Genomic DNA, 20,672 nt, shown 5'->3' with positions numbered 1-20,672 from the left:
CCACGCCACGGCTCACTTTTACCTGAGGACCGCCAATTACTATGTCCATGACTCCCCGTGAAATCGTCCACGAACTCAATCGCCATATCATCGGCCAGGACGATGCCAAGCGCGCCGTCGCCATCGCCTTGCGTAACCGCTGGCGCCGGATGCAGCTGCCCGAAGAGCTGCGCGTTGAAGTCACGCCAAAGAACATCCTGATGATCGGCCCGACCGGTGTCGGTAAAACCGAGATTGCTCGTCGTCTGGCGAAACTGGCCAACGCGCCGTTCATCAAGGTCGAAGCGACCAAGTTCACCGAAGTCGGCTATGTCGGCCGCGACGTTGAATCAATCATTCGTGACCTGGCCGACGCGGCGATCAAGCTGCTGCGCGAACAGGAAATGACCAAGGTTCGCCACCGCGCCGAAGACGCCGCCGAAGAGCGCATCCTCGACGCCCTGCTGCCACCGGCACGCATGGGCTTCAGCAACGAAGACGCCGCACCGTCGGCCGACTCCAACACCCGTCAGCTGTTCCGCAAGCGCCTGCGCGAAGGTCAGCTGGATGACAAAGAGATCGAAATCGAAGTTGCCGAAGTGACCGGTGTCGATATCTCCGCGCCACCGGGCATGGAAGAGATGACCAACCAGCTGCAGAGCCTGTTCGCCAACATGGGCAAGGGCAAACGCAAGAGCCGCAAGATCAAGGTCAAGGAAGCGCTGAGACTGGTGCGTGACGAAGAAGCCGGTCGCCTGGTCAACGAAGAAGAGCTGAAGGCCAAGGCGCTGGAAGCCGTCGAGCAGCACGGCATCGTGTTCATCGACGAAATCGACAAGGTCGCCAAGCGCGGCAACTCCGGTGGCATCGACGTCTCCCGTGAAGGCGTGCAGCGCGACTTGCTGCCGCTGATCGAAGGCTGCACCGTCAACACCAAACTGGGCATGGTCAAGACCGACCATATCCTGTTCATTGCGTCCGGTGCGTTCCACCTGAGCAAGCCGAGCGATCTGGTGCCTGAGTTGCAAGGTCGTCTGCCGATTCGTGTCGAACTCAAGGCGCTGACGCCTGAAGATTTCGAACGCATTCTCAGCGAACCGCATGCCTCGCTCACCGAGCAGTATTGTGCCTTGCTGAAAACCGAAGGCTTGGTGATCGAGTTCCAGCCAGACGGTATCAAGCGTATTGCCGAGATCGCCTGGCAGGTCAACGAGAAGACCGAGAACATCGGTGCCCGTCGCCTGCACACGCTGCTTGAGCGTCTGCTTGAAGAGGTGTCGTTCAGCGCCGGTGATCTGGCCAGTGCCCACGACGACAAGGCGATCCTGATTGACGCCGATTACGTCAACAGCCACTTGGGCGAATTGGCGCAGAACGAAGACCTGTCCCGTTATATCCTGTAGGTCACATTCTGTGTGAGCGGGCTTCTGTGGCGAGGGAGCTTGCTCCCGCTGGGTCGCGAAGCGGCCCCAAAATCGGCGAATGCGGATTATCAGCAAGACCCATTCGCCGGATTTACGACTGCTGCGCAGCCGAGCGGGAGCAAGCTCCCTCGCCACAGAATCACTCGCCGACACAGGGCCTCCATTAAGACGGACGACCGGCCCCATGACGACCCAACTCCCCACCGATATCAAACTGCACAAAGCCTCGAAAACCCTGTCGCTGAAATACGCGTCCGGCGAGGAACATCACCTGCCCGCCGAGTTCCTGCGCGTGCACTCTCCTTCCGCCGAGGTCCAGGGCCACGGCAAACCTATCCTGCAATTTGGCAAGATCGGCGTAGGCCTGACCAAGGTCGAACCGGCCGGTCAGTACGCACTGAAATTGACCTTCGATGACGGCCACGACAGCGGCCTGTTCACCTGGGAATATCTGTACCAGCTGGGGGTGCGCCAAGAGGATCTCTGGAACGATTATCTTGCCGAACTCAAAGCCGCCGGAAAGACCCGCGATCCGAACGAATCCATCGTCAAGCTGATGCTCTAGCTCAGGCCTTTCGCTCATTAGAGGGCATTTTCTAATTCCATCTGTTTGAATGCTCCGCGTCCGGGCAAACGATTAGCCTGCTTGCGAAAAAAATTAAACTCGGGTAACCAATGGAGCTGGCAAGGTACCTGCAGTGCTCTCTGAACTAAAAAGCAGCGATGCAGAATTAACGGTCACCCGAGCAGTAGTACCTGGCATTGGCTGTGTGAATGCACCGCTGGGCTCAGGTACTCGTCTCAGGACAATGGAGCGTCGTAGATGAGTAACAAGAATAACGATGACTTGAAGTATCAGGCCTCGGAAAACACCTTGGGGCTGAATCCTGTCGTTGGGCTGCGTGGAAAGGATTTACTGGCTTCTGCTCGCATGGTGCTGAGACAGGCCATCAAGCAACCGATTCACAGTGCCAGGCATGTTGCGCATTTCGGCCTTGAACTGAAAAACGTGTTGTTCGGCAAATCCGAGCTTCTACCGACAAGCGATGACCGTCGCTTCGCCGATCCGGCCTGGAGCCAGAACCCGCTCTACAAACGTTATTTGCAAACTTACCTGGCATGGCGCAAGGAGCTTCACGACTGGATCGGCGACAGCAACCTCTCGCCCAAGGACGTCGCACGCGGGCATTTCGTGATCAATCTCATGACCGAAGCCATGGCCCCGACCAACAGTGCGGCCAACCCGGCGGCGGTCAAACGCTTCTTCGAAACCGGCGGCAAAAGCCTGCTCGACGGCCTCTCCCATCTGGCCAAGGATCTGGTGCACAACGGCGGCATGCCGAGCCAGGTCAACATGGGCGCGTTCGAGGTCGGCAAGACCCTGGGCGTCACCGAAGGCGCGGTGGTCTTTCGCAATGATGTACTGGAGCTGATCCAGTACCGGCCGACCACCGAGCAGGTGCACGAGCGCCCACTGTTGGTGGTGCCACCGCAGATCAACAAGTTCTATGTTTTCGACTTGAGCCCGGACAAGAGCCTGGCGCGCTTCTGCCTGCGCAACAATGTGCAGACCTTCATCGTCAGCTGGCGCAACCCGACCAAGGAGCAACGCGAGTGGGGTCTGTCGACCTACATCGAAGCGCTCAAGGAAGCGGTCGACGTGGTCACCGCAATCACCGGCAGCAAAGATATAAACATGCTCGGCGCCTGCTCCGGCGGCATCACCTGCACCGCCCTGCTGGGCCACTACGCCGCGATCGGTGAGAACAAGGTCAACGCCCTGACGCTGCTGGTCAGCGTGCTGGACACCACCCTGGAAAGCGACGTGGCACTGTTCGTCGACGAACAGACCCTCGAGGCCGCCAAGCGCCACTCCTATCAGGCCGGCGTGCTGGAAGGCCGGGACATGGCGAAAATCTTCGCCTGGATGCGCCCCAACGACCTCATCTGGAACTACTGGGTCAACAACTACCTGCTGGGCAACGAGCCACCGGTGTTCGACATCCTGTTCTGGAACAACGACACCACACGGTTGCCCGCAGCGTTCCACGGCGACCTGATCGAGATGTTCAAAACCAACCCACTGATCCGCCCCGATGCACTGGAAGTGTGCGGCACGCCGATCAACCTGAAGCAGGTCACTGCCGACATCTTCTCCCTGGCCGGCACCAACGACCACATCACCCCGTGGAAATCCTGCTACAAGTCGGCCCAACTGTTCGGTGGCAAGGTTGAATTCGTGCTGTCCAGCAGCGGGCATATCCAGAGCATTCTGAACCCGCCGGGCAATCCGAAATCGCGCTACATGACCAGCACCGAGATGCCGGTCAAGGCTGAGGAGTGGCAAGAAAACTCCACCAAGCACACCGATTCCTGGTGGCTGCACTGGCAGGCATGGCAAGCCGAGCGTTCGGGCAAGCTGAAGAAGGCTCCGGGCAGTCTGGGCAACAAGGCTTATCCGGTAGGCGAAGCTGCGCCGGGCACCTATGTGCATGAGCGGTAACTGAAACACCTCACCCCACTGTGGGAGCGAGCTTTGTGGTGAGGGGATTTATCCCCGTTGGGTGGCGAAGCCGCCCCGAAACCTAGCAACCTCGGAGTATCAGGTACACCGAGTGCATTGGTTTTACGACTGCTTCGCAGTCGAACGGGGATAAATCCCCTCGCCACACAAGCTCAGCTCCTACAGGGGATCGAGGATGAATTTGAGAGAGCGACCCACAGGGCTTGAAGCATGCCGCAACCGTTCATATTTCGTACCGTCGACCTGGATGGCCAGACCCTCCGCACGGCGGTACGCCCCGGCAAGCCTCACTTGACGCCCTTGCTGATTTTCAACGGCATTGGCGCCAACCTGGAGCTGGTGTTTCCGTTTGTCGACGCGCTGGACCCGGACCTGGAAGTCATCGCTTTCGACGTCCCCGGGGTCGGCGGTTCGTCGACGCCAAGGCGACCGTATCGCTTTCCGGGCCTGGCAAAACTCACAGCGCGGATGCTCGACTATCTCGACTACGGGCAAGTGAACGTAATCGGCGTTTCCTGGGGGGGCGCCCTCGCCCAGCAGTTCGCTTACGACTATCCCGAGCGCTGCAAGAAACTCGTTCTGGCGGCTACGGCGGCTGGCACTGTGATGGTGCCAGGCAAGCCGAGAGTCCTGTGGATGATGGCCAGCCCACGACGCTATATCCAGCCGTCTCACGTGATTCGCATTGCGCCGATGATCTATGGCGGTGCGTTCCGTCGCGATCCGACCCTGGCCGCGAGCCATGCGGCGAAGGTCCGCTCGGCCGGCAAACTCGGTTACTACTGGCAGCTGTTCGCCGGCCTCGGCTGGACCAGCATTCACTGGTTGCACAAGATCCACCAGCCAACCTTGGTACTGGCCGGTGACGACGATCCACTGATCCCGTTGGTCAACATGCGGTTACTGGCCTGGCGGATTCCCAACGCCCAGTTGCACATCATCGATGACGGGCATCTGTTTTTGATTACCAGGGCCGAAGCGGTGGCACCGATCATCATGAAGTTTCTCGAGGAAGAACGTCAGCGTGCCGTGATGCATCCGCATCCGGCGCCATTGGGCGGCTAATCGGCCCCGGCTTTTGTTAACAAAAAGGGGGCGGCAGGACACCGCGCCGCGCAACAACCCGTAACAACGTCTATGGTGTTCTGGTTCGGTGTATCTGTATTTGGCCTGAAGACGAAGGAGTGTTGATTCATGCGCGAAAAACCAGCGAGGGAATTTTTGCCCACTCCCGCCGCGTTCATCAACGCACAGAGTGCGATTACCGGCCTGCGTGGTCGGGATCTGTTTTCCACCCTGCGCAGCGTTGCCGCCCATGGCTTGCGCCACCCGGTGCACAGCGCCCGCCACGCCTTGAAACTGGGCGGTCAACTGGGCCGCGTGCTGCTGGGCGAAACCCTGCACCCGACCAACCCGCAGGACAATCGCTTTGCCGACCCGGCGTGGAGCCTCAACCCTTTTTATCGCCGCAGTTTGCAGGCCTACCTGAGCTGGCAGAAGCAGGTCAAACACTGGATCGACGAGAGCAGCATGAGCCCGGACGATCGCGCCCGCGCGCACTTCGCGTTCGCCTTGCTCAACGATGCCATGGCACCGTCCAACAGCTTGCTTAATCCGCTGGCGATCAAGGAGATTTTCAACTCCGGCGGCAACAGCCTGGTGCGAGGTATCAGCCACCTGGTCGACGACTTCCTGCACAACGACGGCCTGCCCAGACAAGTCACCAAGCAAGCTTTCGAGGTCGGCAAAACGGTCGCCACCACCACGGGCTCCGTGGTGTTTCGCAATGAGCTGCTGGAGTTGATCCAGTACAAGCCAATGAGCGAAAAGCAGTATTCCAAACCGCTGCTGGTGGTGCCGCCACAGATCAACAAGTACTACATTTTCGACCTGAGCCCGCACAACAGCTTCGTCCAGTTCGCCCTGAAGAACGGCCTGCAAACCTTCATGATCAGTTGGCGCAACCCGGATGTGCGTCATCGCGAATGGGGGCTGTCGACGTACGTCGAAGCCGTGGAAGAAGCGATGAATGTGTGCCGGGAAATCACCGGTGCTCGTGAGGTCAACCTGATGGGCGCCTGCGCGGGCGGGCTGACCATCGCCGCCCTGCAAGGTCACTTACAGGCCAAGCGGCAACTGCGGCGGGTGTCTAGCGCAACGTACCTGGTGAGCCTGCTCGACAGTCAGATGGACACGCCTGCGACCCTCTTTGCCGACGAACAGACCCTCGAGGCAGCCAAGCGTCGCTCCTATCAGAAAGGCGTGCTGGAGGGTCGCGACATGGCCAGGGTCTTCGCCTGGATGCGCCCCAACGATTTGATCTGGAGTTACTTCGTCAACAACTACCTGTTGGGAAAGGAGCCGCCGGCGTTCGACATCCTCTACTGGAACAACGACAACACACGTTTGCCGGCAGCCTTGCATGGCGATTTGCTGGACTTCTTCAAACACAACCCGCTGAGTCATCCGGGTGGTCTGGAGGTGTGCGGCACGCCGATCGACTTGCAGAAAGTCACCGTCGACAGCTTCAGCGTGGCGGGCATCAATGACCACATCACCCCGTGGGATGCAGTGTATCGCTCGACCTTGCTGCTGGGTGGCGAGCGGCGCTTCGTGCTGTCCAACAGCGGGCATGTACAAAGCATTCTCAACCCACCCTCCAAACCGAAAGCCAATTTCGTCGAAAGCACGAAGCTGAGTAGTGACCCACGGGCCTGGTATTACGACGCCAAGCAAGTAGACGGCAGTTGGTGGACCCAATGGCTGGGTTGGATTCAAGAACGTTCAGGTGCGCAAAAAGAAACCCACATGGCGCTCGGCAACCAGAACTATCCACCGATGGAGGCAGCACCCGGTACTTACGTGCGTGTGCGCTGACGTTCAACGAACCATTAAGAAGACTGGATGAAAACCCGCGACCGGATTCTCGAATGTGCTTTGCAGTTGTTCAATCAGAAGGGCGAACCGAACGTCTCCACCATGGAGGTTGCCAACGAAATGGGCATCAGCCCGGGCAACCTCTACTACCATTTCCACGGCAAGGAGCCTCTGATTCTCGGACTGTTCGAGCGCTTCCAGGCCGAACTGACGCCCCTGCTCGATCCGCCGGCCGACGTGGAACTTGCACCGGAAGATTACTGGCTGTTCCTGCACCTGATCGTCGAACGCCTGGCCCATTACCGGTTTCTGTTCCAGGACCTGTCGAATCTCGCCGGGCGCTTGCCGAAACTGGCCAAGGGCATACGCAACCTGCTCAATGCGTTGAAGCGCACGCTGGCTTCGTTGCTCGCTCGATTGAAGGCTCAGGGGCAATTGGTCAGCGAGACCCAGGCACTGGGACAACTGGTGGAGCAGATCACCATGACGCTGCTGTTCTCGCTGGACTATCAGCGGATTCTTGATCGCGAGGGTGAGGTGAGATTGGTGGTGTACCAGATCATGATGCTGGTGGCGCCGCATTTGTTGCCGCCGATCAAGGTCGCGACCGAGCAGATGGCGCTTCAATACCTGGAAGAACACGAGTGAATCAGTTGGAACCACCCCTCACCCTAACCCTCTCCCCAGGGGGTAGAGGGGACTGACCGAGGTGTTCTTGGAGCTACATCGACCTGAATTACCGAGTCGAACTCAGGTCTGGAATTATCCCCAATTGGCTCCCTTTCCCCCTCTCCCCACTGGGGCGGTCCGACGTTTCGGGAGGGCTGGGGTGAGGGGTGGCTCTGGAATTCACCTTATTCCCCTGCCGACTACCCAAACAAAAAACGCCCGACCTTTGCAGGCCGGGCGTTTTCTTGAGCCCTGAAAATCAGGACTGACTGGTTGGCGTCGAAGGAGCTGGCGCGACAGTCGGGGTTACAGCAGGGGTCGGTGCAGCAGCGGAGTTCGATGCGCTGACCGGGGTTGCCGGTTTGGCGGCAGCCACTGCTGGTTTTGGTGCAGCCGCTTTCGGAGCTGCCGGCTTTTTCACCGCGGGCTTCTTCGCTGCGGCAGGTTTTGCCGCTGGCTTGGTTGCTGATTTGGCCGCTGCAGTTTTGGCAGCCGGTTTAGCGGCTGGTTTTGCTACCGCCTTGACCGCTGGCTTGGCTGCTGCAGGTTTCGCTGCGGCAGTTTTGGCAGCCGGTTTAGCGGCAGCCTTAGCCAGTGGTTTGGCAGCGGACTTCGCCGCAGGTTTGGCCGCCGCGGTTTTCGCCGCAACAGGCGCCACCTTGGCACCGGTGAGTCTTTCGATTTGCTTGGTCAGGGTATCGACCTTGCTGTGCAGCGCTTTGACTTCATTGCGGCTCGGTACACCCAAGCGCGAAATGGCGCTGTTCAGACGCTTGTCGAAAGCCCCTTCCAGCTCATCCCACTTGCCCAGTGCGCGATCTTTCACGCCGCTGATGCGCGACTTGGCCGACGAAGCAGAGTCCTTGGCAGCATCGACTTTCTTGCCGACAGCGCTCTTGGTGAGCTTCTCGGCTTTCTCGCCGTCTTTAACCAATGTATCGAAGAGTTTGCTGCCGTCAGTGTCGATCTTCGAGTACACGCCTAAACCAGCCAGCCAGATTTTGCGGGAGTAGTCTTCGACTTTCCCGATCCACGAGCTGCCTTCTTTTTCAGTATTCTTTTTGCCAGCCATCCCGTTCTCCTTAAGATTTACGCGCGACGCGTTCGAGCAATGCCGTCAGCTCATCGAGCTTGGCAGAGAGTGTCTCAACGTCATGTTTAGACGGAATGCCGATACGATTCAAGGTACTTGCGACACGCGAGTCAAAAGCCTTCTCGACCTTGTCGAGTTGAAGTTCGACTTTGCCTTTGAAAGTGCTCACTTCACTCTTGGCTTCATCGATCTCGGCATTGGCCGCTTCAAGTTTCTCGGCAACTACTTTTTTGCCTTTCTTTTCAACGTCTTGACCAGCTTTGATCAACTCTTGGAAGTACTCATTGCCCTCTTGGCCGACCTTGGTGTAGGCACCCAGGCCTGCCAGCCAGATCTTGCGGGCATACGATTTAACGTCGCTCAGAGCAGTCGTCGAAGCGTCGATTTTTTTCTTCAAAATAACTTTGGCCATGGTGCACCTCACGCGCAGAAGGTTTGAGGAACTGCCCGCGAAAGAGTCGGGCTCAGGCACAAAGTAGGGAGAATAATTAGAAACGGCACCCTAACAACTGACATAAAACCTTGGGCACACCACAAAACAAATGTGGGAGCGAGCCCGCTCGCGAAGAGGCCGGCACATTCAACATTGCTGTCAACTGAATGACCGCTTTCGCGAGCAGGCTCGCTCCCACAGTGATCGCATTCCAAAACAAGATCGAGTTAAGCCAACGCTTTATCGAGGGCCTTTTCGATTTCCGATTTGATGGTGCCGCTCATGGCCGACATCAACAGGCCCAGTTCGACATCGACCTTGATCGAATCCTCGCCCACATACACCGCACCTTTCACACCGGAACGTTTGAGGTTCAGGGTGTCGCCGGACCATTGCGGCTCCAGGCCATATTGCTCGGACAGTTTCTGCGCCAACTTGTCGGCCTTCTCGCGGGCCGCTTCCTTACCCAGGCCGTGGGAACGCTCAACACTAATACGGGCCATCGAATGACTCCTGCTTTATGAATACTTTCCCGAAGCATCCTGACCGCTGCTGCGGCAAAACGTCCCGGTGGTTACCTATCTTACCTGCAGCCTTGCCAAGACAAAGCAGGCCACCGGGATTAGAATGTCCCGCATTCTCTTTTGGTGACAGCGATATGACTGATCAGCGCAAAGGCAGCGATGCCGAACCCACCACTCACTTCGGCTTCAAAAACGTTCCGGAAAGCCAGAAAGCGGAAAAAGTCGCTGAAGTTTTCCACTCGGTAGCCGCCAAGTACGACTTGATGAACGACCTCCTGTCGGGCGGCATGCACCGTCTGTGGAAGCGTTTTGCGATCGAGCTGTCGGGCGTTCGCACCGGTAACCGCGTGCTGGACATCGCCGGCGGCACGGGCGATCTGACCAAGAAGTTCTCGCACCTCGTTGGCCCGACTGGCCAGGTGGTGTTGGCCGACATCAACGAATCCATGCTCAAGGTCGGTCGTGACCGCCTGCTGGATCTGGGTGTCGCCGGCAACGTCGAATTCGTTCAGGCCGATGCTGAAAAGCTGCCGTTCCCGGACAACCATTTCGACTGCGTGAGCATCGCTTTCGGCTTGCGCAACGTCACGCACAAAGAAGACGCCCTGCGCTCGATGCTGCGCGTGCTGAAACCGGGCGGCCGTTTGCTGGTGCTGGAGTTCTCCAAGCCGACCAATGCGCTGATGTCCAAAGCCTACGACGCCTACTCGTTCGCCTTCATGCCGCTGATGGGCAAGCTGATCACCAACGACTCGGAAAGCTATCGCTACCTGGCCGAATCGATCCGCATGCACCCGAATCAGGAAACCCTGAAGTCGATGATGGTCGAGGCCGGTTTCGACCGCGTGACCTACCACAACATGACTGCGGGCATCGTCGCCCTGCACCGCGGCATCAAACCCTGATGTTGCTGGCCGGCCTGCTCGCCAGCGTTGAACTCGGCCTGAACCGGGTACTGCGTCTCGACAGCACGGCGCTGCCGCGGCTGGCGCATTTGAGTGGCAAGGTGATTGCCGTCGACTGCCGCAGCCCGGCGCTGCAAGTGTTCATCCTGCCCAGCGACGAAGGCTTGATGCTGGCTTCCCACTGGGAAACCGGCGCCGACTGCACCTTGCGCGCACCGGCCTCAAGCCTGCTGAAACTGGCGACAAGCAAGGACAAGGCCTCTGTCCTGCACAGCCCTGAAGTCGAACTCGACGGCGACAGCGGCGTGCTGCTGGAACTGGCGGCGATCCTTCAGGACCTTGAGCTGGACTGGGAGTACGAACTCTCGCGCTGGTTGGGACCTGTCGCCACGCACCTGCTCGGCGGTCATCTGCGCAGCCGCGCACGCTTTTATCAGCAAGGGTTCGCCAGCCTGAATCAGAATCTTGGCGAATACCTGGCCGAAGAATCGCGCACCCTCGTCGGTCAACGCGAAGCCGAAGCCCGTTTCAGTGAACTGGACCAGATCAAACTCGATCTGGAACGTCTCGAGGCGCGTTTCGAGCGCCTCTCCCGATCCCTCGACCCAAGCGATAACGCATGAAGCTGCTTGCCGTCCGCCGTTTGTTGCGCATCCAGCGCGTTGTGATTCGCTACCGCCTCGATGACCTGTTGTTCGCCCTGCCACTGCCGTGGTTTCTGTTGGCGCTGCGCTACGCCTTGCCGTGGCGCTGGTTCCCGCGCAAGACGCTGGACCTGAGCCGTGGTGCGCGATTGCGTCTGGCATTGCAGGACCTGGGACCGATTTTCATCAAGTTCGGGCAAATCCTGTCCACCCGCCGCGACTTGCTGCCGGAAGACATCGCCGATGAGCTGATGAAGCTGCAGGACCGCGTGCCGCCGTTCGACTCGCAAGTGTCGGTCAATCTGATCGAAGAACAGCTCGGCAAAAAGATCAGTGAAGTCTTCAGCCGCTTCGACGTCGAACCACTGGCCTCGGCCTCGGTGGCGCAGGTGCATGCCGCGCAGCTGAAAACCGGCGAAGAAGTGGTGGTCAAGGTCATCCGCCCGGGCCTCAAACCGATCATCGCGCAGGACCTGGCGTGGCTGTTCATCCTCGCCCGCGCCGCCGAAAAGCTCTCGGCTGACGCGCGCCTGCTGCACCCGGTGGACGTGGTCCAGGACTACGAAAAAACCATCTACGACGAACTCGACCTGCTGCGTGAGGCGGCCAACGCCAGCCAGTTGCGGCGTAACTTCGACGGCTCGCCGCTGCTCTACGTGCCGCAAGTCTATTGGGACTGGTGCCGGCCGAAAGTGCTGGTGATGGAGCGCATCTACGGCATTCAGGTCACTGACCTCGCAACCCTGGCCGACCAGCGCACCGACATGAAAATGCTCGCCGAGCGCGGCGTCGAGATCTTCTTCACCCAGGTATTCCGCGACAGCTTCTTCCACGCCGACATGCACCCCGGCAACATCTTCGTCAGCACCGTGCAGCCATGGAGCCCGCAGTACATCGCGATCGACTGCGGTATCGTCGGCAGCCTGACCCCGGAAGACCAGGACTACCTGGCGCGCAACCTGTTCGCGTTTTTCAAGCGTGATTACCGTCGTGTCGCGCAGCTGCACATCGACTCGGGCTGGGTGCCGGCGGAAACCAAACTCAACGAATTCGAGGCGGCGATCCGCACCGTGTGCGAGCCGATCTTCGAAAAACCGTTAAAAGATATTTCCTTCGGCCAGGTGCTGATGCGCCTGTTCCAGACCGCCCGGCGCTTCAACATGGAAGTGCAGCCGCAGCTCGTGCTGCTGCAAAAAACCCTGTTGAACATCGAAGGCCTGGGTCGTCAGTTGTACCCGGACCTCGATTTGTGGAACACCGCCCAGCCGTTCCTCGAGCGCTGGATGCGTGAGCGCGTCAGCCCCAAAGCCTTGATCGGCAACGTGCAGAGCCAGTTCGAACAGCTGCCGCACCTGGCCAACATGGCCCGCGACCTGCTCGAGCGCATGTCCCAGCCTCACGCCTACGACCCGCCGCCACCATGGCATCAGCGCAAGGACGATTGGCTGCTGCGACTGCTCGGCTGTGCGCACCTGGCCGGCGGCACCATACTCGCTGCCGGTGGGCCGTTGAACGAACTGGGGCATTGGCCGGCCGGCATCATGGTGGCGGTCGGTTTGTATCTGGTCGTTCGCCGATAGCCAGCGCCCCCGCACGCTGGCACACTGTTTCAACGCTTGGGTTCTACTCATGAGGTGTGGAACCCGCTGTCGGAGTCGAAGATGAAAAACTGGCTGGACGAGATCAAGTGGGACGCCGATGGCCTGGTGCCGGCGATTGCCCAGGATCACAAGACCGGGCGAGTCCTGATGATGGCCTGGATGAACCGTGAAGCGCTGGAACTGACCGCTGCCGAGAACCGCGCCATTTACTGGTCACGCTCTCGCGGTAAGCTGTGGCGCAAGGGCGAAGAGTCCGGCCACGTGCAAACCCTGCATGAGATGCGCCTGGACTGTGACGCCGACGTGATCATCCTGATGGTCGAGCAGATCGGCGACATCGCTTGCCATACCGGCCGTCAGAGCTGCTTCTACCGCGCCTTCGAGAACGGCGACTGGAAAACCGTCGACCCGGTACTCAAAGACCCGCACGCAATCTATTCCGCAGGACACACACATGAGTGACACTCTGACCCGTCTGGCCCAAGTGCTGGAAGAGCGCAAAGGCGCCGCCGCCGACAGCTCGTATGTCGCCAGCCTGTATCACAAGGGTTTGAACAAGATTCTGGAAAAAGTCGGCGAAGAGTCGGTCGAAACCATCATTGCCGCCAAGGATGCCGCCATCAGCGGTGACTGCAGCGATGTGATCTACGAAACCGCCGATTTGTGGTTCCACAGCATGGTCATGCTCGCCCAATTGGGGCAGCATCCACAGGCTGTACTCGATGAACTGGACCGTCGTTTCGGTCTGTCCGGACACGCCGAGAAAGCCTCGCGCCCGTCCGCCTGAACAATTATTAGAGAGGAGCAGCAACATGGGCATTTTTGACTGGAAACACTGGATCGTCATCCTGGTTGTTGTCGTATTGGTGTTCGGCACCAAGAAACTGAAAAATCTCGGCACTGACGTGGGCGAGTCGATCAAGGGTTTCAAGAAAGCCATGAACGATGACGAAAAACCGGCCGATCCGACCGTTACCCCGGCACAACCGGTTCCACCGGTTCAGCCACAGACCACGCAGTCCGTGAACCAGCCGCACACCATCGATGTGCAGGCGCAAAAAGTCGAAGAGCCGATCCGCAAAGACGTGTGAGCACTGACTAATGTTTGGTATCAGCTTCTCTGAACTGCTGCTCGTCGGCCTCGTGGCCCTGCTGGTGCTGGGCCCCGAGCGTCTGCCGGGTGCTGCGCGCACCGCCGGCCTGTGGGTCGGGCGTCTGAAGCGCAGCTTCAACGCGATCAAACAGGAAGTTGAACGTGAAATCGGTGCCGACGAGATTCGTCGGCAACTGCACAACGAGCACATTCTGTCGCTGGAGCAGGAGGCGCGGAAGATTTTCACGCCGACTCAGCAGGAGGCCACACCGGTTCAGCCGGTTGAACCGGTGGCGGAGCAGACGATTCATGCTCCAGTCGCCGAGCCAGCACCTGTGGTAGCGGCTGTCGAATCCGCGCCCGTTGTTGCAGCGCCCCCGGTTGAACCCGTTACGCCTGCGGCTGCGCCTGTTGCGCCGACCCCACATGACCCAACATTGCCGCCGCGAGTCTCATGAGCGATCTCCCTGAAAACGACCAGCACATGCCGCTGGTTTCGCACCTCACCGAGTTGCGTACCCGTCTGCTGCGTTGTGTAGCGGCGATCTTCATCATCTTCGCCGGGTTGTTTGCCTTCACCCAGCAGATATACACCTTCGTCTCCACGCCGCTGCGCGCGTACCTGCCGGCCGGCGCGACGATGATCGCCACCGATGTGTCGTCGCCGTTCCTGACGCCGCTGAAGTTGACCATGATGGTTTCGCTGTTCCTGGCGATTCCGGTGATCCTGCATCAGATCTGGGGCTTCATCGCACCGGGCCTGTACAAGCATGAGAAGCGCATCGCGGTGCCATTGCTGATGTCCAGCATCGTGCTGTTCTACACCGGCATGGCGTTCGCCTATTACCTGGTGTTCCCATTGATCTTCAAATTCTTCGCCGCCGCCACCCCGGTCGGCGTGGAAATGATGACCGACATCACCAGCTACCTCGATTTCGTGATGACGCTGTTCTTCGCCTTCGGCGTGGCGTTCGAGATCCCGGTGGCTGTGGTGCTGCTGGTGTGGATCGGCGTGGTCGACGTCAAATACCTGAAGAAAATCCGCCCGTACGTGGTCATTGGCTGCTTCGTGGTCGGCATGATCCTGACGCCACCGGACATCTTCTCGCAGACACTGTTGGCCGTACCGATGTGGCTGCTGTTTGAAATCGGCATCCTGTTCGGCAGCCTGATCAGCAAGCGCGGCGAGCACCCGGACGACCAACCGGCCGACGATCACAACGACCAGCCGCCAGCGACTCAACCGTGAACCTGCTGCTGCTCGAAGAGGCCGATTTCATTGCGGCCGACCGGGCGATCCTGCGTGATCGCCGGTTGACGCACATGCAAGAAGTCCACCGTTCCATTGTCGGCGACAGCCTGCGGGTCGGGCGCATCGGCGGGCTGATGGGGTCGGCCGAACTGCTGCGCCTGGACGCCGATGAAGCCGAATTGCGCGTCACCCTCGACCAGCCACCCCCGGCCAAGCTGCCGCTGACCCTGGTGCTGGCCCTGCCGCGGCCGAAAATGCTGCGTAGGGTGTTTCAGACCGTGGCGGCCATGGGTGTGCCACGAATCATTCTGGTGAACAGCTATCGCGTCGAGAAGAGCTTCTGGCAAACGCCGTTCCTGGAGCCCGAGGCGATTCGTGAGCAACTGATCCTCGGCCTCGAACAGGCCCGGGACAGCGTGCTGCCGGAAATCGTCATCGAAAAGCGCTTCAAGCCGTTCGTCGAGGACCGTCTGCCGGCGATCACCGACGGCACCCTCGGCCTCGTTGGCCACCCCGGCCATTACCCGCCCTGCCCCCGTGGCCTGGACGAACCGGTGACCCTGGCCATCGGCCCCGAAGGCGGCTGGATTCCTTACGAAATCGACCTGCTGGGCAAGGCCGGCCTGCAACCGGTGCAGCTCGGCGACCGCATCCTGCGGGTCGAAACCGCCGTCACTGCGCTTCTCGCACGCCTTTTCTAAGGTCAAACACGCTCCACTGTGGCGAGGGGATTTATCCCCGTTCGGCTGCGAAGCAGTCGTAAATCCAGACAACTTGGTTTGTCTGAAAAGACGCTGGGGGCCGCTTCGCAGCCCAACGGGGATAAATCCCCTCGCCACAGGTATTTACTCCCCTGAGCATCTTGCTGCACCTTCAGATTCCCGGCTGCCTGCCGATACAGTCCCCATAAAACCAACAAATGGTTCGAGGGAGTAGCAGCATGTACCGATGGCTAGCCGAGAAACTGGGGAACGTCAGCGTCAACCGCAAACTGGGTGTCGGCTTCGGTCTGGTACTGCTGCTTACCTTGTTGATCACCTTCACCGGTTGGACCGGCCTGAGCGGTGTGATGAGCCGTGGCGATAAGCTGGGGTTTATTGCCAGCCTCAATGACCTGACCAAAGACCTGCGCGTGGCCCGCCTGGAATACGAAATGCGTCGCGGCGAACAAGGCCCCGGCGCGGTCAACGACCTGCTCGGTCAACTCGATACCGGCCTGAAAACCGCGCGCACGTTGATTGAACAACCGGCCGACGTGGCCATGATCGACCAGCAACTGGCCGCCGTCAGTGAGTACAAACAAGCCTTCACTGCCATGACCCAGGCCGGCGCCACCCGCGAAGACGCCCGCGGCAAACTCGGCGCCACCGCCGACAACGCCGTGGCCCGTGTCGCCGAAGTCGAGAAATCCATGCTGCAAGGTGACAGCGTCGCCGATTTCAATAGCGTGATCGACCTGAGCAAACTGATCCAGCAAGCGCGCTTCCAGGTGCGCGGTTATACCTACAGCGGCAAAACCGAGGCCGAGCAACCGGCTCTGGACGCCATCGACAACGCGTTGAAAAACCTCGAGAGCCTGCCCTCCAAACTGCCGGAACAGCACATCGCCAACCTGCAACAGGCCACTGACTCGCTCAAGGCCTATCGCGCGGCCGTCAGCCAGTTCCGTGACTCTCAGGTTGCCAGCGCTGCCGCGCTCAAACGCATGGCCGTACAAGGCGACATCCTGCTCGACGTCAGCAAAAAACTCACCGTGTCGCAAACCATCGTCCGTGACACTGACGCCGCGCACGCCAAAAACCTGCTGCTGCTGGCCACCGTCCTGGCGCTCGCCTTCGGCATGCTTGCCGCGTGGGCCATCACTCGCCAGATCGTGATCCCCCTGAGCCAGACCCTCAAAGTGGCGGAGCGTGTTGCTGCCGGCGACCTGACCCAAAACCTTATCTCTGAGCGTCAGGACGAACTCGGTCAGCTACAGCGCGCCATGCAAAGCATGACCCTGGGCCTGCGCGAGTTGATCGGCGGTATCAGTGACGGCGTCACGCAAATCGCCAGTGCCGCCGAGGAGCTGTCGGCAGTCACTGAGCAGACCAGCGCCGGGGTCAACAGCCAGAAGGTCGAGACCGACCAGGTGGCCACCGCCATGAACGAAATGACCGCTACCGTGCAGGAAGTCGCGCGTAACGCCGAAGAAGCGTCCGAAGCCGCCGTCGCCGCTGACCAGCAGGCCCGCGAAGGTGACAAAGTGGTCGGCGAAGCCATCGCCCAAATCGAGCGCCTGGCCAAAGAAGTCGGCAACTCCACCGAGGCCATGGGTCATCTCAAACGCGAAAGCGACAAGATCGGCAGCGTGCTCGACGTGATCAAATCCGTGGCCCAGCAAACCAACCTGCTGGCCCTCAACGCCGCCATCGAGGCCGCCCGTGCCGGTGAGGCCGGACGTGGTTTTGCGGTGGTCGCCGACGAAGTCCGCAGCCTGGCCCAGCGTACCCAGAAGTCCACCGAAGAAATCGAAGAGCTGATCGTCGGCCTGCAAACCGGCACTCAGCAAGTGGCGACCATCATGGACAATAGCCGCAGCCTGACCGACAGCAGCGTCGAACTGACCCGCCGCGCCGGTGGCTCGCTGGAAAGTATTACCCGCACCGTCTCGGCGATTCAGTCGATGAACCAGCAGATTGCCGCAGCGGCAGAACAGCAAAGCGCGGTGGCTGAAGAGATCAACCGTAGCGTGCTGAACGTGCGCGACGTGTCCGAGCAAACCTCGGCAGCCAGTGAAGAGACCGCGGCTTCCAGCGTCGAGCTGGCGCGGCTGGGGACGCATCTACAGATGCTGGTGGGACGGTTTAAGGTTTGAGGTGATTCAATAACCTCGGTTCGCTCGGGACCGAGGTGATGCATTTGCGAGCAGGCTCGCTCCCACAGGGGTTAGGCGTCGGACACAAGTTTTGTGTGCGCCGCCGGTCAATGTGGGAGCGAGCCTGCTCGCGAATGCGGTTCGTCAGGCGCTGAAGTTAGAGGACCTGCCGCAAGAAGGCCTGAGCCCGCGGATCCTTCGGCGCATCGAAGAATTCGGCCGGTGAGGCGTCTTCGAGCAATTTGCCGTGATCGAAGAACAGCACCCGATCCGCCACTTCCCGCGCGAAGCCCATTTCGTGGGTGACGCAGACCATGGTCATGCCTTCCACGGCTAACGCTTTCATCACATCCAGCACTTCACCGACCATTTCCGGATCGAGCGCCGAGGTCGGTTCATCGAACAGCATGACCTTCGGTTCCATGGCCAATGCCCGGGCGATGGCCACGCGCTGTTGCTGACCGCCGGACAGGCGCGACGGAAACTCGTTGGCCTTCTGCGCAATACCAACCTTCTCCAGCAACGCCAACGCCTTGGCCTCGCGCTCCTTCTTGCCGCGCTTGCGCACGACTTTCTGGGCCAGGCAGAGGTTTTCCAGCACGGTCATGTGCGGGAACAGGTTGAAATGCTGGAACACCATGCCGACTTCACGGCGGTAGGCATTCACATCGGTTTTCGGGTCGGCCAGTTGCAGGCCGTCGATGCTCACAGAGCCCGAGTCGAACGCTTCCAGGCCGTTGAGGCAGCGCAGGAAAGTCGACTTGCCGGAACCGGACGGGCCGATCACCACCAGCACTTCGCCCTTGGCCACGTGCGTCGAAACGTTATCCACCGCGCGAACCACGTGGCCGCGGGTGTCGAAAACTTTTACCAGATCGCGGACTTCAATCACTTTGCGCGAGCCTCCGCTCAAGCCGGCTGGCGATTTTCGACAGCGGCAGGTTGATCAACAGGTACAGACCGGCCACGCAGAACAGGATTTCGAACGGCGAGAACGAGGTGGTGATGACTTCGCGACCGCTTTTGAGCAGCTCGGTAATGGCGATCACCGACACCAGCGAGGTGTCCTTGACCAGACTGATGAATTGACCGGCCAGCGGTGGCAGCACCCGTTTGAACGCTTGCGGCAGCACTACGTGGCGCATCGACTGACCAGCGCTCAGGCCCAGGGAGCGCGCGGCTTCGTTCTGGCCACGGGCGATGGATTGCACGCCGGAACGGATGATTTCCGCCACATAAGCACCGGTGAACAGCGACAGCGCGGCGATCCCGGCGAACTCCCGGGACAGGTTCATCACGGTGCCGATGAAGAAGTAAAAAATGAAGATTTGCACCAGCAGCGGCGTACCGCGGACCAGTTCGACGTAGATCGTCGAGAGATCGCGCAGGGTCGGGTTGTTCGACAGTCGGCACAGGCCCGTGGCGAGGCCGATCAGCAGACCGAGCACGCCTGAAACCCCGGACAGCCACAAGGTGGTCCAGAGCCCCCACATCAGCGGTCCGGCGGCCCAATGGCGGGTCACGCCGATCACATCGCCTTCGGCCACGTCATCACCTTGGGCGACTTGCAGGCTGTTGTTGTCGACAGTCAGGTGCTGCTCGACGCCGGCATCATTGCGCAGGGTGACTTCAGCCTTGTCGACCTTGCGCACCAGTTCGCTGACGGTGGAGATGTCGGCGGCGCGCTGGGATTCTTCGGCGTGGTAGGCGAAGTATTGCGGCACGCGGTTCCAGCGCCATTCGTAAGACATCAGCGAGGTGGCGTAATACAACGCGCCGGCCAGGCCGATCAGCACCAGCACGGTTAACACGTGCCACGGCCATTGGGCTTTTTTCTGTTTCATTGGGTAATCAGGTTCCGAATTCTGTATCGCCAGGGAGGCCGTCTTCGCGAGCAGGCTCGCTCCCACAGTGGACCGAGTCGTCAGCATGTACGCGGTCAATTGTGGGAGCGAGCCTGCTCGCGAATGGAGCGACGCGGTCTAACTGACCGAGCCTTATTCCATGTCCTTGAGCCAGGCGGTTTCTTTAAACCACTTGTCATGGATGCGATCGTAGGTGCCGTCTTCGTGGATCTGGCGCAGGAAGTTGTTGATGAAGTTGAGGCTGTCGTAGTCACCCTTCTTCAGACCGAAGGCCAGCGGTTCGTAGGTGAACGGCTTGTCGAGGAACACCAGTTTGCCGGCACCGACCTTGTTCACGGCCACGACGTTGTAAGGCGCGTCGTAGATGAAGGCGTCGGCCTTGCCGTTGACCACGTCGAGCACGGCTTCCTGCTCGTTGTCGTAGCCGTGGTAGTTGGCTTTGGAGATAAGCTTTTTGGCGACCATCTCGCCGGTGGTGCCGAGCTTGGAAGTGATGCGGTAGTCGGCGGTGTTCAGGTCTTTATAGGATTTGATGGTGCCTTCCAGTTCCTTGCGGATCAGCAGGGTCTGGCCCACCACAATGAACGGTTCGCTGAAGTTCAGGCGCAGGTTGCGTTCCTGAGTCAGGGTCATGCCGCTGCCGATCATGTCGAACTTGTCGGTGAGCAAGGCCGGGATGATGCCGTCGTAGCCGGTGGAAACCATCTCCAGCTTGACGCCCATGGCCTTGGTCATGGCTTTGAGGATGTCGACTTCGAAGCCGATGATCTCGCCGCGCTTGTTGGTCATTTCGAACGGCATGTAGGTCGGGTCCATGCCGACTTTCAGCGTGCCGCGCTTGACCGCGTCATCGATGGCACCAGCCTGCGCCGCGTTGACTGCAACCAATGCCGTGACGCCAACCAGCAGCATCGAGAGATACTTCTTCATCA

At 59.9% G+C, this 20,672-nt stretch carries 22 protein-coding genes and 1 pseudogene; 17 read left to right on the top strand and 6 right to left on the bottom strand.

What is annotated here, in order from left to right:
• The first annotated feature begins 41 nt into the window (after positions 1–41).
• The 6 genes from hslU (at position 42) to ACYZTW_RS02805 (ending at position 7,452) form a co-directional block, all read left to right on the top strand.
• Positions 42–1,382 carry an ATP-dependent protease ATPase subunit HslU gene (gene hslU / locus ACYZTW_RS02830; RefSeq protein WP_462003649.1) on the top strand — a complete coding sequence of 447 codons (1,341 nt, stop codon included), beginning with the start codon at positions 42–44 and terminating at the stop codon, positions 1,380–1,382.
• Between the two features lie 205 nt (positions 1,383–1,587).
• Positions 1,588–1,968 carry a gamma-butyrobetaine hydroxylase family protein gene (locus ACYZTW_RS02825; protein ID WP_033055352.1) on the top strand — a complete coding sequence of 127 codons (381 nt, stop codon included), beginning with the start codon at positions 1,588–1,590 and terminating at the stop codon, positions 1,966–1,968.
• Between the two features lie 258 nt (positions 1,969–2,226).
• The gene (gene phaC / locus ACYZTW_RS02820; protein WP_462003648.1) at positions 2,227–3,906 is read left to right on the top strand and encodes a class II poly(R)-hydroxyalkanoic acid synthase; all 1,680 of its coding nucleotides are present in this window, start codon (positions 2,227–2,229) and stop codon (positions 3,904–3,906) included.
• A gap of 231 nt (positions 3,907–4,137) precedes the next feature.
• Positions 4,138–4,992, top strand: a complete 855-nt coding sequence (phaZ, locus tag ACYZTW_RS02815) for a poly(3-hydroxyalkanoate) depolymerase (RefSeq protein WP_462003647.1) — start codon at positions 4,138–4,140, stop codon at positions 4,990–4,992.
• A gap of 129 nt (positions 4,993–5,121) precedes the next feature.
• Complete coding sequence (gene phaC / locus ACYZTW_RS02810) at positions 5,122–6,804, top strand: class II poly(R)-hydroxyalkanoic acid synthase (RefSeq protein ID WP_462003646.1); 1,683 nt, start codon at positions 5,122–5,124, stop codon at positions 6,802–6,804.
• 27 nt (positions 6,805–6,831) lie between these two features.
• A complete protein-coding gene (locus ACYZTW_RS02805; protein WP_462003645.1) occupies positions 6,832–7,452 on the top strand; it encodes a TetR/AcrR family transcriptional regulator in 621 nt (206 codons plus the stop codon).
• A 280-nt stretch (positions 7,453–7,732) separates the two neighbouring features.
• Here the strand turns inward: ACYZTW_RS02805 and ACYZTW_RS02800 are convergent, their stop codons facing one another.
• The 3 genes from ACYZTW_RS02800 to ACYZTW_RS02790 all read right to left on the bottom strand — a co-directional run bounded on the left by ACYZTW_RS02800 (position 7,733) and on the right by ACYZTW_RS02790 (position 9,502).
• Positions 7,733–8,545, bottom strand: coding sequence for a phasin family protein (locus ACYZTW_RS02800; protein WP_462003644.1), 813 nt, complete (start codon positions 8,543–8,545; stop codon positions 7,733–7,735).
• A 10-nt stretch (positions 8,546–8,555) separates the two neighbouring features.
• Positions 8,556–8,978, bottom strand: a complete 423-nt coding sequence (locus tag ACYZTW_RS02795) for a phasin family protein (RefSeq protein ID WP_462003643.1) — start codon at positions 8,976–8,978, stop codon at positions 8,556–8,558.
• A 248-nt stretch (positions 8,979–9,226) separates the two neighbouring features.
• Complete coding sequence (locus ACYZTW_RS02790; protein WP_415766244.1) at positions 9,227–9,502, bottom strand: polyhydroxyalkanoic acid system family protein; 276 nt, start codon at positions 9,500–9,502, stop codon at positions 9,227–9,229.
• Positions 9,503–9,657: 155 nt separating this feature from the next.
• Between ACYZTW_RS02790 and ubiE the strand changes: the two genes are divergently transcribed.
• From ubiE to ACYZTW_RS02735, 11 genes and pseudogenes are all read left to right on the top strand, one after another.
• Positions 9,658–10,428, top strand: a complete 771-nt coding sequence (gene ubiE / locus ACYZTW_RS02785; protein WP_462003642.1) for a bifunctional demethylmenaquinone methyltransferase/2-methoxy-6-polyprenyl-1,4-benzoquinol methylase UbiE — start codon at positions 9,658–9,660, stop codon at positions 10,426–10,428.
• Positions 10,428–11,051: a ubiquinone biosynthesis accessory factor UbiJ gene (locus ACYZTW_RS02780; protein WP_462003641.1), complete on the top strand. Its 624-nt coding sequence runs from the start codon at positions 10,428–10,430 to the stop codon at positions 11,049–11,051. Before ubiE ends, ACYZTW_RS02780 begins: the two co-directional genes overlap by 1 nt.
• The gene (ubiB, locus tag ACYZTW_RS02775) at positions 11,048–12,652 is read left to right on the top strand and encodes a ubiquinone biosynthesis regulatory protein kinase UbiB (RefSeq protein WP_462003640.1); all 1,605 of its coding nucleotides are present in this window, start codon (positions 11,048–11,050) and stop codon (positions 12,650–12,652) included. Before ACYZTW_RS02780 ends, ubiB begins: the two co-directional genes overlap by 4 nt.
• 81 nt (positions 12,653–12,733) lie before the next feature.
• Positions 12,734–13,135 (top strand): phosphoribosyl-AMP cyclohydrolase, encoded by a 402-nt coding sequence (gene hisI, locus ACYZTW_RS02770; RefSeq protein ID WP_462003639.1) that lies wholly within the window; start codon positions 12,734–12,736, stop codon positions 13,133–13,135.
• Entirely contained in the window at positions 13,128–13,460 is a 333-nt protein-coding gene (locus tag ACYZTW_RS02765; protein ID WP_007899279.1) for a phosphoribosyl-ATP diphosphatase, read from the top strand. The genes hisI and ACYZTW_RS02765 overlap by 8 nt, the downstream gene beginning before the upstream one ends.
• Before the next feature lie 25 nt (positions 13,461–13,485).
• Positions 13,486–13,764, top strand: a complete 279-nt coding sequence (locus ACYZTW_RS02760; protein ID WP_010464483.1) for a twin-arginine translocase TatA/TatE family subunit — start codon at positions 13,486–13,488, stop codon at positions 13,762–13,764.
• A 10-nt stretch (positions 13,765–13,774) separates the two neighbouring features.
• Entirely contained in the window at positions 13,775–14,224 is a 450-nt protein-coding gene (gene tatB / locus ACYZTW_RS02755; protein WP_462003638.1) for a Sec-independent protein translocase protein TatB, read from the top strand.
• Positions 14,221–15,015 carry a twin-arginine translocase subunit TatC gene (gene tatC, locus ACYZTW_RS02750; protein WP_462003637.1) on the top strand — a complete coding sequence of 265 codons (795 nt, stop codon included), beginning with the start codon at positions 14,221–14,223 and terminating at the stop codon, positions 15,013–15,015. Before tatB ends, tatC begins: the two co-directional genes overlap by 4 nt.
• Positions 15,012–15,719: a 16S rRNA (uracil(1498)-N(3))-methyltransferase gene (locus ACYZTW_RS02745; protein WP_462003636.1), complete on the top strand. Its 708-nt coding sequence runs from the start codon at positions 15,012–15,014 to the stop codon at positions 15,717–15,719. Before tatC ends, ACYZTW_RS02745 begins: the two co-directional genes overlap by 4 nt.
• Before the next feature lie 218 nt (positions 15,720–15,937).
• A pseudogene (locus ACYZTW_RS02740) lies at positions 15,938–17,017 on the top strand (methyl-accepting chemotaxis protein); the annotation flags it as partial.
• Positions 17,003–17,875 (top strand): methyl-accepting chemotaxis protein, encoded by an 873-nt coding sequence (locus ACYZTW_RS02735; protein WP_375154712.1) that lies wholly within the window; start codon positions 17,003–17,005, stop codon positions 17,873–17,875. The pseudogene ACYZTW_RS02740 and the gene ACYZTW_RS02735, both read left to right, overlap by 15 nt.
• Positions 17,876–18,032: 157 nt before the next feature.
• Here ACYZTW_RS02735 and ACYZTW_RS02730 read toward each other — a convergent pair whose 3' ends face one another.
• From ACYZTW_RS02730 to ACYZTW_RS02720, 3 genes are all read right to left on the bottom strand, one after another.
• Positions 18,033–18,767, bottom strand: a complete 735-nt coding sequence (locus ACYZTW_RS02730) for an amino acid ABC transporter ATP-binding protein (protein WP_462003635.1) — start codon at positions 18,765–18,767, stop codon at positions 18,033–18,035.
• On the bottom strand, positions 18,760–19,719 hold the full coding sequence (locus tag ACYZTW_RS02725) for an amino acid ABC transporter permease (RefSeq protein ID WP_462003634.1): 960 nt from the start codon (positions 19,717–19,719) through the stop codon (positions 18,760–18,762). The genes ACYZTW_RS02730 and ACYZTW_RS02725 overlap by 8 nt, the downstream gene beginning before the upstream one ends.
• Before the next feature lie 153 nt (positions 19,720–19,872).
• Positions 19,873–20,670, bottom strand: coding sequence for a transporter substrate-binding domain-containing protein (locus tag ACYZTW_RS02720; RefSeq protein WP_462005690.1), 798 nt, complete (start codon positions 20,668–20,670; stop codon positions 19,873–19,875).
• Positions 20,671–20,672 lie beyond the last annotated feature (2 nt).

Source organism: Pseudomonas sp. LB3P25 (assembly GCF_054897985.1).
This window is presented reverse-complemented; position numbering and strand designations above follow the sequence as displayed.